Genomic DNA, 14,244 nt, shown 5'->3' on the forward strand with positions numbered 1-14,244 from the left:
CATAAAATCTATAGCAACCAGTTCTGCATCTTCGTTCGATAGAAAAAATAGGCTCCCTCTTTTTTCCTTTGCAACTGCACGCCGAACTGGCCTCGTTTGGAACGCACAACAGATACCAAATACAATGCCTCTTGCCCTTCCCAAGTGACTGTAGGAAATATTTGTTTTCCTGACGCATCATAGAAGGCCCATTGTGTTTCTTCGGTTTCAGTCAGTTCTTCACTAAAGAACTGATCTAAACTTACTTCGGTTTCCGGTAAAAATTGACAGGTAACGGAAGGAGCAATGGAATTACGACCAAATACCAAAAGTGGTTTTTGTTTACAAAAACGGATTTGATCCCGAGAAGATCCAAGTTCCAATCGTAAGTATTGTTCCGGTGTGACTAAAAAATTTGCGTACACAGGATAGAGCGATAAAAGAAAAATGAAACTTAGAGTATAAAGAAAGAAATTACGATTCATTAGTTTGTCCCCGGAAATAACAAAGTTAAAAATTCATTTCCTTCTCTTTCTGCTAAGATACGAATGCTACTTTCATAAGGTCTCCATGAATTGTTGGAATTAGGAGAACAGTAATAATACAATAGAGTTTCAATTTCATCTGTAGAGGACGAAGTAAATTTAAATGTAGAACACATCTCTTTTGTATTTCCTTTGAGTACAAGAGATTTAGATGTTTCTAAATCAGCTCTAGGTTTGGATCCAAAACTTCCACTCATGCGAAAGTAACGTGCAGACAATTCATATTCGGCTGTTTGGCGATAGTAAACACCCATCAAATACAAAACGTCTGACTTTTCCTGCTCTGTGCGCTCAGTTTCTGTTTCACCGAGTATCGTTTTTAAAAATTCCTTACCGGAATCGGCTCCCATTTTAAATTCAGAAATCCCAATAAATAAAGGGGTTTTCGCCATCGAAGAATTTTCTGCATAAATCGATAAAATTACTTTATATTGTTTTCGTTTCAAAAGGAGTATAGATGCAAATTCATATAATTTTTGTGAGTTTGCATTTTTTAAATAATTCGAAAGTTCTGTGAAATGATCGGAAGAGGCCTTGGATGCCAATACATAAGTGGCCGAAAGTTCGGATACAGCTATTGGCTTATAAATTTCCGTTAGGTGAGACCAGATCCATCCCCTTTCTTTGGATGCAATGACGGAAGGAAACTTACTTCCCAAAAACAAAGCATCCAAAAGTTTCCCATGTTTTTTATACAAAAAGAAAAGTCTTGATACTACTGCCTTTTGTAATTTTCCCGATGGCTTTTGGCTTAGAGCTTTTTCATACAAAGGAATAGCAAATAGAGTATTCAATTGTTCCATCTCATACCCTTCTTCGTAGTATGAATTTGCAGACAGAGTAGAATTAAATACTATAAAGAGTAAAATAACACAGAATGAAATGAGTTGTATGCGGTTCGATTTCAATTAATACAATCCTTTCATCAAATCTTTGTTCTCTGATTGCACAGACTTATGATCCTCTGTACAAATTCCTTCTGGTGGATGATCGGAAAGGTAGAGTTCATTGGTTGCAGGACATGTGGGAGATGCAAGTTTACCTGTTAAAGAACAAATTTTATAAGACTTTGCATATACAGGTTGGCTAAATTGAATTTTTGGAATGATGTTTTTTTTATCGATAGAGGATACAATCTCTCCCCAAAGTGGTGCTGCCACCGCTCCCCCAAGTCCACTACCACCCATTCCAAATTTTGGATTGTCGTATCCAATCCATACAGCCAATGCTAAGTCTGGCCTTGCGCCCACAAACCAAGCGTCTTTATAATCATTTGTGGTTCCCGTTTTACCAATGAGGTCTCCCGCATAACCACCGCTCCGTACTCCACTCGCACGTCCACTATCTCTAAGTAAAGATACCATCACTTCGGCGGTATCAGGACGAATCACTTGGCGTTCTGGTGGAAGTTTTAATTTGAATTCGTCTGTGCCACCCGCTTCATACAAAACCACACCTTTTGCATTTTTAATTCTTTGGATGAGGTAAGGTCGTTTCACAGTTCCTTGGTTTACAAATCCTGTAAACGCAGATGCCATCTCCAAGGGAGAGATTTCTAATGTTCCCAAAGCCAAAGACAAATCACCCCGATAACGAGCTTTCTTTTCTGCATCGTTCGGGAAAAAATATTTCGTAAAATAACGTTCAATCCCAGCACTTCCCAATCGTTCTGCTACTTGTACGGCTGCTGTGTTTTTTGATTTCACAAGCGCAGTCCTTAGAGAAATTTCTCCATCAAAACTTCCACCCAAGTTTTCAGGAGCCCATTCCTTTCCACCTCCACCACGGTAGTACAAAGGTGCATCTAATATTCTTGTTCCTGCTTGGATCACACCGGCATCAATGGCCGAGGCGTATAACACTGCCTTGATGGAACTTCCTGTTTGTCTACGCATTTGAGTGGCTCGATTAAACTGGTTTTGTGAATTAAATTCCTCACCCCCATGAATAAATAACACCTGACCTGTATTTGGTTGAATTCCTACAATGGCTGCTTGGACAGCACTAGTATCTTTTTCAGAATCTAAACTATCAGTATTCCATACTATTTCGTTTAAGATGGCAACTTCTTCCATTTTCTGCCGAAAAGCTAAATCCATAGGAGACTCCGGTTTCAATCGGACTCGTTTTTTTTGGATTTTTCCGGACTTTCTGTTTTTTGTTAGATACTCACGTACCATGGGACCAATCAGTTCTTGTGCTCCGCGATCCAAAGTGGTTTCTACTGTATACCCACCACTTTCATAAATATTTTTATCTCCCTCTAAGGATGATAAAATTCCTCGAACATGTTCTGTTACATAAGGGGCAATGTCTTGTCTCGAACCAAAAACAGTTTCATTCGGAGAACGAGTAGATAGATTATGATAAAAACTAACAAACTTATCTCGATCTAAATTAGGATAAATTCCCCGATTCCGAAACATTTGTAATATGGCCCTAACACGAGTATAGGAATCTTCAGGATTTTTCAGTGGAGAGTATTTGTTAGGTGCAGAAGGAAGTGATGCTAATAGAACCATTTCTTCTTTACTGAGCTCCATTGGATTTTTTTGAAAATAAAATTTAATGCCTTCACCAAAACCAAAAGCACCGTGCCCCAAGTAAACATGGTTCATGTAGGTTTCCAAAATTTGTTCTTTGGTTAGCACTGATTCTAAAGCAAATGCCAGTTGTGCTTCTCTCCATTTACGGTTTAAACTTTTGCGACGATCATCTAAAATGATTCTTGCTAACTGTTGTGTAATGGTGGAAGCACCTTGTTTATAACTTAAGTTGATGATATTTTTAAAAAAGGCACGAAGGATAGCAGAATAATCAATCCCTCCATGAAAGAAAAACTTTTGATCTTCGATATTCAATAGAATAGAAATCATATCTTCTGGATAGTCTTGCAAATGTAAGGTGGAAGTTCGTTTTTGAAAAATTTCACTTACCATTTGTCCATTACGATCCAAAATTTTAGTGGGTATGTTTTTGGATAAAGTCTCCAAATACATAGGCACTTCTTTTTTTGTAGTGAGCACTCCAGCTACAAAGTATGAAAACCCAAGTATAAATAAAAACAAACAAAGGGAAGTAACCGTAAATGCCAGTTTGACATAAGAAAACTTTGGAGATTTTCCTCTCCCACTGATGAGTCTTTGTTTTAATGGTTTGGGTCTAGGTGTCCGAACTTCTGGTTCTCTTTCAAAGACAACCTTTCTTTCCCAAAATGGTTTTGATTTTGATTCCGTTCTTTCTTTAAAGGAATTTGATTTTGCGATTGGTGGTGTAGGAATTTTAAAAGGTTGGAAGGACTGAGCGCCCTCAGGAATCTGAGGTTCTTTGGTCACTACTTGCAAAATCTCGAAACGATAGTCTGTAAAGTTAAGAATTACCTTTTCTTTGCAATGAGCACATGTTAACTGATACTTACCGACTCTCGGAATTGGTTCTGGTAACCGAGAAGCCTTTTGGCAATGGGGACAAAGGTATTTAGGAGAAGGTTCCGACATAGGTTCTCCCTAATCTTATCGGCCGTTTGTTAAAATTACAAAATCAGCGATTTTCACAAATTCACTGCTCTCCTCCCGATCTTTGACAAATCCAGAGAGAACTAAGACGGAAAGCCCCATTTCTCGTAGTCTGTGCACGACACCACCCTTTCTGTCCGAATGAAAGCGACCGTTTAAGTGGACCACCTTCTTTTTTGTTTTGTAAAATTCACGGGAAATTGCTTCAGCCATTCCCTGGTCCCAAGTGGCTTGTCCCAAAATCAAGTATTGATTTTCAACTCCGTGGCCTGTCCCATGCCCTTCTGAAAAGAGAGCAGTTAACCTTTGTTTGTAATCTTCCGTAAGGTATTTTTCCAAACTATAGGCAGGAGGTAGATATTGGATTGCTATATCGGAAAACTCACGATAGGCAGACAAACCCTTTCTGGAAATTACATTTACATAACGCCGAGGAGGATTGGCCGCAACTACATTACATTTTTTTTCCTTAGCTATGGATACTAACGGTAGATAGTCGGTTTTAAAGTTTTTCCAATGAGTGATTGAAGATAGAAAATGTGATTCTGAAATAGTTCCTTTTATAAATTCATTGACAATGTTTTGTTGGTCCTGTTCCAACATTTCCAAAGACAAGGAAGTAGATTCTACTTCCGAGATACTTTTAAACAATGCTTCGTAGAAACGGTGGATGTCTTGGTTGTCATGTTCTTCTCCCAATACAATGACATCAAATTTGAAAGATTCTTTAACAACCTCGGCAATCGTAACCGTTTCTGCCGTCGATGTCCGAACGATTTGTACGGACTTGGAAACTTCCTCAGCAGAAATTCCCAAGACGAACAGGAGAATTAAAAAAAACGCAGGCCAAAACAGACTAAAGAAGGGTTTCAATCGCTTGTTTTAACTCCGCACTTTCTGGTTTGGTTCCCGAAGGAAACCGGTAAACTACTTTACCGTCTTTATCGATTAGGAATTTTTCGAAGTTCCATTTTACATCCCCTTTTTCTTTTGCATTCTCAGTGAGAAACTGATAAACGGGATCTTTATCATTTCCAAGGACTTTGGTTTTTTTCATAAGGTCGAAAGTGACTCCAAAGTTTAGTTTGCAAAACTCAGCAATTTGTGTTTCAGTGCCTGGCTCCTGACCTCCAAAATCATTGGAAGGAAAACCAACCACTTTCAATCCTTTGTCTTTATAGGACTGGTGAATTTTTTCAAGACCTTCATATTGCGGCGTATAACCACACTTAGATGCTACGTTGACTACAAGTACTGGGTGTCCCTTGTATTCGGAAAGGGAAACTTCTTTCCCTTGGATGGATACGGATTTGAAATCATGGAATGACATCTTTTTTCCTCCGGCATAGATAGAGAAACTGGTTAAGAGAAAAATGGCAAACAAAACTTTTCTTTGCATGGAACCCCCCTGTTCCATGTTTAGACTATGTCTGCATTGTTTTTCGCTGTTCTTTCCGAAGCCAAACCATGGTTGGAACTTTTGCAGGCAAAACCCTTAGCCAATTCTCGAAAATTTCGAATTTTCCAAAAAGATTCTCATTCGATCATTATTTCCGGTACAGGAAAACTTCCGATGGCATTGGCCGTTTCCGAATACGCTCATTCTCTTTCCAAAGAAGAAAGAAACCAAATGAAGGTTTGGAATTTGGGAATTGCAGGTTCGAACAATAACGAGCTATTGTTAGGCGATTTTTCTTGGATTCATAAAATTACAGAAGCTACCACTCACAAAGATTTTTATCCAGATCGAATCCTAACTTCTCATTTCACCAGGGAAACAAATCTCACTACTTTTGATAGACCCATAACCAAAGAACAAAACATAAACAGATTTTTATCTCTCACAAAAGAAGAGTTAGATGGGGTAAGTTTAGTGGATATGGAAGGTTCTGGTTTTTTTGAAGCGGCATCACTTTATTTTCCGCTAGAAAATATTGCAGTGGGAAAAGTTGTATCAGATCACCTTGAGGGGAAATTTTGCCAATTGGAAGATGTGGAAAAAATGATGGAAAAGGTTGCAAAAACTTTATTTGAAGAATGGATATCTCCGCTTCCTTGGGCTCGCACCGACCCAATTGAAACCATGGACTGGCCCCAGGTAGAAAATTTTGTCCAGAATCTCCGCCTAACAGAAACAATGAAACATGACCTCAAAAAATCCATTCGGTTTTTTCGATTACGAAATCCAAGTTCCCCCATTCCCTTTCCCGATGAATCCGCAAAAGCTAATTTAAAATCTAAAACTGATTTAAAAACTTATTTGGAAACTTGGAGAAATTCTCTGCATGTTTAAAACATTTTCTCATATTTATATTGAAGAAGGGATCAAAGACCACGTTCGAACCAAAGAAATATTAGCAAAATTCCCAAATGCCATTCCGGTTTTGATTCGGCATTATAAAGATAGTTTTAATCGAAACTCACAAAACTTTCGCATCCAAAAAGAAACTCCCAAGTTGATTTTAGCTGAAAAAAAGGATCAATTTTTATATCCAGGAAGTGATTTTTCACCTAACTTCTCTCATCAGCACTTCTATTACAATACAATGGCACTCAATTGTATTTATGACTGCGAATACTGCTATTTACAAGGAATGTTTCCTTCCGCCAATCTCGTGTTATTTGTGAATTGGGAAGATTTTTTTTCTGCTACAAATACCTTTTTAGAGGAAAACAAATCACTCTACCTTGCCTTGTCTTACGACACAGATCTTTTGGCATTGGAATCTTTTTTTCCTGCAACCAAATCTTGGCTAAAGTTTGCAGAATCTCAACCAAATTTAAGTTTAGAGATAAGAACTAAGTCAACTAACTATAGTCAAATTGCAAACTGTCCTCCTAACCCCAACGTGATTTTGGCCTGGACTTTAAGTCCACAAACCATTATTGAAACCATCGAACATGGAACTCCATCTTTACAAGCCAGACTAAAAGCCATAGGCCATGCCATCCGCGATGGATGGAAGGTTCGTATCTGCATTGATCCGATATTGCGAGTTCCGAATTGGCAAATCCATTACCAATCGTTAGCCGATACATTAGGGAAAGAACTAAAGGTTGAGGGCATTACAGACATTAGTTTTGGTGGTTTTAGAATGAATATTGATTTTCTGAAAAGGATGGTGGATGCCAGAAAGGACTCTTCCATTTTATTTCATGCTTTTGAAAAAAAAGATAAAATAGTTTCTTATTCAGAATTAGAAACAGAAGAAATTTTAGAACTAATGTCAACAGCCTTACACAAACATTTTTCTCCTTCTCAAATAAAAGTAAGTTATTCCTGAATTTTTCCTTTTCTTTTCTATCACTACTTCTTATCCTTAGTGCCTACCTATGAAGAAAAGAGCCATTTTACTATTTCTATCTTGCGTGTTCTTTGGATTGTCCGACTGCGCGGAAGTCAATCGCAACAAACCAATCGCGAAAGAAGGAATGATGGACTTATCTTCATGGGATTTTTCTAAAGATGGAAACATCACCCTTGATGGGGAATGGGAATTTTATTGGAAACAAACAAAGAGAGGAATCCAAATTGACACCGAACTCGGCAGGGAACCTAAGTACATCTACCAAACAATACCATCCAATTGGAAAGGTGTCGACTGGTTTGGGGAACCTCTTGGTGGATTTGGTTATGCGACATATAAGCTAAAAGTATTTTTTCCAGAAAACACTCCGATTTTAGCCTTTCACAACTTAGATCTCTCCTCTGCATACAGATTGTACATCAATGGCAAACTGGTTGTAGAACAAGGAAGTTTCGGCATTAATCCCAATTACTTTGAACCATCTTATAAATCTGTTCTTATGGATTTAGAACCTGTTTCTGGTGAAACAGAAATTGTATATGAAATTTCCAACTTCCACTATTCCAAAGGTGGGTTTTGGGAAAGTATGGAACTAGGCGAAAGACGAATGTTATACGACAAAGTCAATCGTAGTTACCAAATTACATCTTTTCTTGCCGGTAGTATTTTTCTTTGGGCCTTGTATCATTTGGGTTTGTTTGTGATGCGAAGACAAGACAAAGCCAGTCTTTTTATTTCCCTATTCAGCTTACTCATTGTTATGCGCCTTCTAACAATTGGTGAAAGAAATATACTTAATATCTTTCCCAATATGCCAATGGATTTTCTCATCCGCTTGGAATTTGCCACCATCTACACAGCAACTATTGTTTTTGCCTACTTTTACCGCTTAGTATTTCCCAATACCGTAGGCCAAAAAACCATGTGGGTACTTGGAATCCTAATTACACCGTTTCTTGCCTCTTTATTTTTACCAGTTGCCATCTTCAGTGCACAAATCCATTTTTTCCAAATCTTTTTAATCTTAGTCTGCGTAAGGATCACTATCGCCATCATCATGGCTTACAGGTCTGACACTGTGGGTGCAGGTCTTTCTCTAATTGGATTTAGTTTTGTATTCGGAACGGTTGTACATGATATCCTATACCAAAACAATGTAATCAACACAATGAACCTGACTCCTTTTGGATTTTTAGGATTTATTTTGTTCCAAGGATACATTCTCTCTTATGGATTCACAAGAGCTTACCTCTCCATTGAAAAACTAAAAGAAAGATTAGAAGTATCCAATAAAGAGCTAAACATCCTGAAAGAAGGACTAGAAGACATTGTTGTTGAAAGAACTCATGAATTAGAAAATTCCAAAGCAAACATAGAACGCCTAAACGAATTTGCTAAAACATTAAATACCTCTCTTGAGTTAGACAGCATTCTCGCCAAAGCATTTGATTATTTGAATGAAGAAGTTTTTTGCGACTCAATGATTCTACTTTTAGTAGATGCAGAAAATTCAAAAATCATTTATCACAAATCTGTAGTATCTCCTAACTCCGGATTGGCGTTAGAATCTAAATTACAAGGAGTGAGTTTTCCTTTAGATCCGAGTGCAGGATTATTTTATCATGTTTACAAAAGAAATCGTCCCTTCCGATTTGCAAAAGTTTGGGAATCACGTCTTAACGAATCAAACCAAAAATTTGTACAATTAATTGGAAAACATCCTGGGATGATCATTCCTCTGAGTTCACAAGGCAAAGTCATTGCTATGTTGGCACTTTTTAGTGAACAAAAAGGGACTAGTTTCTCTAGAATGCAACTGCAACTTGTAGAAAATACCGCGGAAAACATTGCAACAGCGGTCACCAACTCCATTCTCGTGGAAGAAATGAACCGTGAAAAATTCATTGCGGAAAACGCAAGAATGCAAATGGAAAATGCCAAAAACGAAGTTGTGAAACTAAACGAATTCACAAAAAAAATCAATTCGGAATCAAGCCTTTCGCAAATCATTGAAGAGATGTTTAATTACATCCTAAAAACATTTGAAATCGAAGCAACTCTCCTCCAACTCATCGACACAAAGAAAAAAGAATTATACACATATAATACAACCATCCCTACTTATGCAACAGACGAACAATTGTTATTTGCTAAGTCCTTCCGAGTTCCATTAAACGAAAAAGGGGGGATCATTTACAAAACTTATTTAAGAAAACGAGCCTTGTTTGTTCCCAAACCTCCCAAACGTTATGAATCCGAGTTAGACGAACAAATTTTTTCAAAGCTCAGTCTCACTTCCTTTGTTGCAGTCCCTCTAGTAGTGCAGAATGAAGTGATTGGTATGGCGTATTTCACATCCTACCAAAAACCTATGGAAGTCACAAGAGAAGTACTCCGAAGGATCGCAGGATTTTGTGACCAAATTGCTGGTGCAATTCAGAACTCACTTCTATTACAAATCACTGAAGAGGAACGTAAAAAATCCGAACGAGCCAAGGCAGAAATCCAAAAGATGAATGAGTTTGCAAAAAACGTAAACTCTCAAAATAATTTAGAAAACATCCTTGCAGAAATATTTGGATTCATTCGGAAAAACTACAAAATCGAACATTGTGTCCTATATTTTTTAGACAAAGAATACAACGAGTTCCGATACCTGAATCACTCAGGCTTTGATTTGTTAGTTGATGAAAACATAAATTATTTTAAATCCCTTCGTTTTCCCCTCCGGGAAGAAAGTGGGTTCATATATAAATGTTTTAAAAGAAAACGCCACTTCTATATGAAACACATTCCAAAAACGATGCCGTATGTTATAGACAAACAAATAACAGAAAAATCAGGTATGAAAGGTTTTCTAATCTCTCCTCTTGTTAACAATGATGAAGTTGTTGCTATGGCTGTATATGGTATCAGCGATGAAAACATTCAACTAACTACTGATGAGGTAAATTCCATCGTAGGTGTTTCCGAACACATTGCCAGTGCCATCAACAACCACTTTTTACTCAAAAAAATTGAGGAAGAAAAACAAAGATCCGATTCCCTTTTACTCAATATCCTTCCTAAAAACGTAGCTGAAGAATTACAGAAAAAAGGGAGAGTCAATCCTGTAGAATTTGAAAACGTAACTCTCTTAATGACTAGTTTTCCTGGATTTTCACAGATCACAGGACAACTCACTCCCGAAGAACTGATTGAAGGATTGGATTTATATTTTTCACGATTTGATGAAATCATCAAAGCCCAAGGTATGGAAAAACTTCGTATGACCGGAGATATGTATTTAGCAGCAGGAGGACTTCCTGTGGGAAATTTTACCCATGCAGTGGATGCTTGTCTTGCCGCCTTACAAATCAAAAACGAAGTAATACGAATGATGGAAGACTTTAGGGACATCCCATTCCGTCCCAATGGAATCACCATCGCTATCCATTCCGGGCCGGTAGTTGCAGGAGTCATCGGCAAATCAAAGTTTAATTATGATGTTTGGGGAAAAACTGTGACACAAACCCAAGCCATCCGCCGTGGAGGGGTGGGTGTTCCCATCAACATCTCTTTGGAGACAATGGAAAAAGTGAAACGCCTATTCCATATAGACAACCAACGCCAAATCAATACATACGAAGGTGACCAGTTCCCTATTTATGAATTATTATCCTTAAAACCTGACTTGTCTGATGATACAGGATTTTTACCTAACGAAAAATTTGGAAGATTGTATACGCAACAAAAACGCGGAGCCAAAATTCTAATCAAATGATCTACCTACTTTTTGGAATTGGCCTTCTTTTTGTAAGTATATTGTATTGGATATTTGCTCTGTACAAACAAAAGGAAGAAAGAGACAATACAATCACAGTATACCAGGCCGAATTGAATTTACTCAAAGAAGACCTTCTCAAAAAAGAAAAAGAACTGATAAATACAAAATCTATTTCAGAAGAGTTTTCTGACAAACTGGTAGATTCCTATTCCCAACTCTCTGATTTAGATGGCTTACTAAGGGAAATCAATTCCGCTTCAGACTTAAAAGATATTCTAAAAATTTTAGGTCGATATATTAGAGAAAAATTCAAAGTCCCCCACTACCTTTTGTATGTTTATAAAGAAGAGGAAGAAGCCTTAGAATTCTTTCATAGTAATTTTCCGGAAGAACTGACAGAAAAAGTAAAGGAAGAAATTATGGGACGGAAAATTCCTGTTTCCGATTCTTTTGTAACTATGTATGCACATGCCTACGTTCGCAAACGTAAAAGAAGTTTTTATATTCAAGATTTTGAATCGTACAAGACAGAAGGTGTCGAACTTGCAAACAAACAATCAGCTAATTTAAAATCTCTTTTGATTGTTCCCCTATACTTACGTAACAAATTTATCGGAACATTAGATTTATTGGATTATTCGGGAATTTTTGAACTCACCGAACAACAATTAAATCAGATTAAAATAATTGCCGATTACATAGCAGGAACCATTGAAACTGGATATCTACTCAACGAACTCAAACAGGGAAACATTACAATCCAAAGAGAAAAGGAAAATATCGAAATCAATCGATTGAAGTTAGAAAATTTACACCGATTCAATCGCAAAATAAACTCATTTTCACAAATTGAAGATATCACGAGAGAGGTATTTACTTATCTAAAAACCAACCATCGTGTGGAATTAGGATTCATCCTTCTAGTAGATCCTAAAACGAATGCTCTTGTTCCTCTTATGGAAGGTGCAGAAGTTTTTAACAAAGGACTTCTAGTAAGTAATTTCCTTAGAACCTTTCGGCCAGTTTTATCACCAAACATAGGTTCACTTTTCAGAACCTATGAAAAACAAAAACCTGTTTACTTAAAAAAATCGATCAAATGGAAACAATTGTCTGCGATTGACACATCCATTGTAGATAGTTTCAAACTAGAATTATTTGGACAAATCCCACTCGTTGTCCAAGGGCAAACGATTGGCATTATTTGTGTCACTCGACTTACAAGAGAACAAGACTGGACCAAAGACGAATTCTCAGAAATTACTTCATTTTGTGAACAAGTAGCAGGTGCAATTCACAATGCTAACCTTAGGCGAGATTTAGAAAATGAAAGAGAAAAAACTCTTCATTTCATTCGAAACATTTTGCCAGGAGATTTAGCTGACGAATTGATTGAAAGAGGAGAAGTGGCACCTATGGAATACGAATCGGTAAGTATCCTATTTACCGATTTCAAAAACTTCACAATGGCTGCGGAATCTCTTTCTCCTGAAGATCTTATCGAACAATTAGATGGATGTTTCTCTCAATTCGATGATATCGCGGTAAGGCACAATTTTGAAAAATTAAAAACCATTGGCGACTCTTATATGGCAGCCGGTGGAATCCCGCAAGGGAATTTCACGCACCCAGTGGATGCTTGCCTCTTTGCTATGGAAATCAAATCCTTTATGACACAAATCAGGTCCTTCAAACAAATGTTAGGTCAAGAATTCTGGGAAATCAGAATTGGTATTCATACGGGACCTGTAGTTGCAGGTGTTGTTGGTAAAACAAAATTTGCTTACGATGTTTGGGGAGATACAGTCAACACAGCAAGTCGAATGGAAAGTTCAGGTGATGCAGGCGAAATCAATTTATCAGAAACCACTTACGATAAGGTAAAACGTTTTTTTGAATGTGAATACCGCGGAAAGATAAAAGCCAAAAACAAGGGAGAACTTGGGATGTATTTTTTAAAGCGACTCCGTCCTGAATTTTCAAGAGATGTAGAAGGAATGGTACCCAACCAAATCTTTTTGGATTTATATAAAAATTTGCAAATCGGTGCTAAGATCATCTACCGACAAACAGGTTCTTAAATTAGTGACCACCTCCCGAGGAACTGGAACCACTACCGGAACCTGACCCTGAACTAGAACTAGAACTACTTCCACCTTTGTTGCCCGAACCAGAAGAGGAACTGCTGGATCTTGTGGTAGTTGTAGTTCTGCTTGTTGATGCCACTGGACATTTTTCATAACAGATTACATACAAACTAACACAAGTCACAGTCGCTGCCGTGGCATTGTCCAATTGAGGTGCTACTGCCAAAGCACATACATATTGTTCGCGAACACACCTATCCATACACTGAGATCTTGTCTCAAAGTTTTTTGAATTGGAACAACCTGTAAATGCCAATACAAATCCCAAGCTAAGAAAAACAAATCTTAACATCCATCGGTTCATGTAGTTAGGATCTCATATTTTAAGTAATCTTACCATGGAGGATACCCGCAAATGTGGGTACTACCTAAGAATCGGACTTGCTTATACAGGGACTAGTTGCAAAGATAAGATAGAAATATGGACACTCGCAAGGTAAGAATTCTTTTTTTAGGTTTTTACGTTTTATCTCTCATTGTTTGGATTGCTGAAGAAATTTTCACACTAACCAACCCACCTGAGTATTTTGATCGATTTCGAATCGTCATTGCCACTGTAGAGTCCTTCATTGCCCTTTCCTCTTTTCTTGTGGTCTTTATCCTTTACAAAGAATTAAAAGCAGAAGCTGTGGAAAACGTACAAGCCAAGTCTCAAATCCATGACCTAAAACGCACCAATCGGATCTTAAAAAATCCAGAACTGGGGTTTTGGGCCGAGGCAAAAGCCCAAATGGAAGAATGGAATTTGTCTGAAGCAGAGACGGAAATTGCGATCCTATTATTACGTGGATTTTCCCAAAAACAAATCGCGGCTGTCCGAAAAAAAAGCTTACGTACCATTGAAAATCAAACTGCTTCGATTTACGAAAAATCCTCAATGAGAGGAAAATTGGAATTTATTTCTTATTTTTTAACTCCTTTGTTACCTGAGGAAGATTAAACAAAAAACCTTGACCGTTCCTGTTTTCTTTGGTTATTTATAGC

The 14,244-nt window shown here is 37.6% G+C and carries 11 protein-coding genes; 5 read left to right on the plus strand and 6 right to left on the minus strand.

The window, feature by feature from the left end:
* Positions 1-8 precede the first annotated feature (8 nt).
* Genes LEP1GSC203_RS00510 through LEP1GSC203_RS00530 form a run of 5 tightly spaced genes read right to left on the minus strand, consistent with a single transcriptional unit; the run spans position 9 to position 5,438 of the window.
* Complete coding sequence (locus tag LEP1GSC203_RS00510; protein ID WP_002971783.1) at positions 9-464, minus strand: hypothetical protein; 456 nt, start codon at positions 462-464, stop codon at positions 9-11.
* Positions 464-1,432, minus strand: a complete 969-nt coding sequence (locus LEP1GSC203_RS00515; protein WP_039936785.1) for a hypothetical protein — start codon at positions 1,430-1,432, stop codon at positions 464-466. Before LEP1GSC203_RS00515 ends, LEP1GSC203_RS00510 begins: the two co-directional genes overlap by 1 nt.
* A complete protein-coding gene (locus LEP1GSC203_RS00520) occupies positions 1,433-4,021 on the minus strand; it encodes a transglycosylase domain-containing protein (RefSeq protein ID WP_002971680.1) in 2,589 nt (862 codons plus the stop codon).
* 15 nt (positions 4,022-4,036) lie between these two features.
* Positions 4,037-4,912 (minus strand): ChaN family lipoprotein, encoded by an 876-nt coding sequence (locus LEP1GSC203_RS00525; RefSeq protein ID WP_039936789.1) that lies wholly within the window; start codon positions 4,910-4,912, stop codon positions 4,037-4,039.
* Positions 4,896-5,438, minus strand: coding sequence for a glutathione peroxidase (locus LEP1GSC203_RS00530; RefSeq protein ID WP_002971863.1), 543 nt, complete (start codon positions 5,436-5,438; stop codon positions 4,896-4,898). The genes LEP1GSC203_RS00525 and LEP1GSC203_RS00530 overlap by 17 nt, the downstream gene beginning before the upstream one ends.
* A gap of 27 nt (positions 5,439-5,465) precedes the next feature.
* On the opposite strand from LEP1GSC203_RS00530, the gene LEP1GSC203_RS00535 reads away from it, so the two are divergent.
* From LEP1GSC203_RS00535 to LEP1GSC203_RS00550, 4 genes are read left to right on the plus strand one after another with little or no spacing between them, the layout of a single operon-like run.
* Positions 5,466-6,332 carry a hypothetical protein gene (locus LEP1GSC203_RS00535; RefSeq protein ID WP_002971646.1) on the plus strand — a complete coding sequence of 289 codons (867 nt, stop codon included), beginning with the start codon at positions 5,466-5,468 and terminating at the stop codon, positions 6,330-6,332.
* A complete protein-coding gene (locus LEP1GSC203_RS00540; RefSeq protein WP_002971652.1) occupies positions 6,325-7,323 on the plus strand; it encodes an SPL family radical SAM protein in 999 nt (332 codons plus the stop codon). Before LEP1GSC203_RS00535 ends, LEP1GSC203_RS00540 begins: the two co-directional genes overlap by 8 nt.
* A gap of 49 nt (positions 7,324-7,372) precedes the next feature.
* Positions 7,373-11,110 (plus strand): adenylate/guanylate cyclase domain-containing protein, encoded by a 3,738-nt coding sequence (locus LEP1GSC203_RS00545; protein ID WP_002971639.1) that lies wholly within the window; start codon positions 7,373-7,375, stop codon positions 11,108-11,110.
* The gene (locus LEP1GSC203_RS00550) at positions 11,107-13,194 is read left to right on the plus strand and encodes an adenylate/guanylate cyclase domain-containing protein (RefSeq protein WP_002971745.1); all 2,088 of its coding nucleotides are present in this window, start codon (positions 11,107-11,109) and stop codon (positions 13,192-13,194) included. Before LEP1GSC203_RS00545 ends, LEP1GSC203_RS00550 begins: the two co-directional genes overlap by 4 nt.
* 1 nt (position 13,195) lies before the next feature.
* Here LEP1GSC203_RS00550 and LEP1GSC203_RS19415 read toward each other — a convergent pair whose 3' ends face one another.
* Complete coding sequence (locus tag LEP1GSC203_RS19415; protein ID WP_232225687.1) at positions 13,196-13,462, minus strand: hypothetical protein; 267 nt, start codon at positions 13,460-13,462, stop codon at positions 13,196-13,198.
* A gap of 219 nt (positions 13,463-13,681) precedes the next feature.
* Here LEP1GSC203_RS19415 and LEP1GSC203_RS00560 point away from each other — a divergent pair, with 219 nt between their 5' ends.
* Positions 13,682-14,200 carry a helix-turn-helix transcriptional regulator gene (locus tag LEP1GSC203_RS00560; protein WP_002971604.1) on the plus strand — a complete coding sequence of 173 codons (519 nt, stop codon included), beginning with the start codon at positions 13,682-13,684 and terminating at the stop codon, positions 14,198-14,200.
* Positions 14,201-14,244 lie beyond the last annotated feature (44 nt).

The sequence above is a fragment of the Leptospira terpstrae serovar Hualin str. LT 11-33 = ATCC 700639 genome, from assembly GCF_000332495.1.
In the GTDB taxonomy this organism is placed as follows: Bacteria; Spirochaetota; Leptospiria; order Leptospirales; family Leptospiraceae; genus Leptospira_A; species Leptospira_A terpstrae.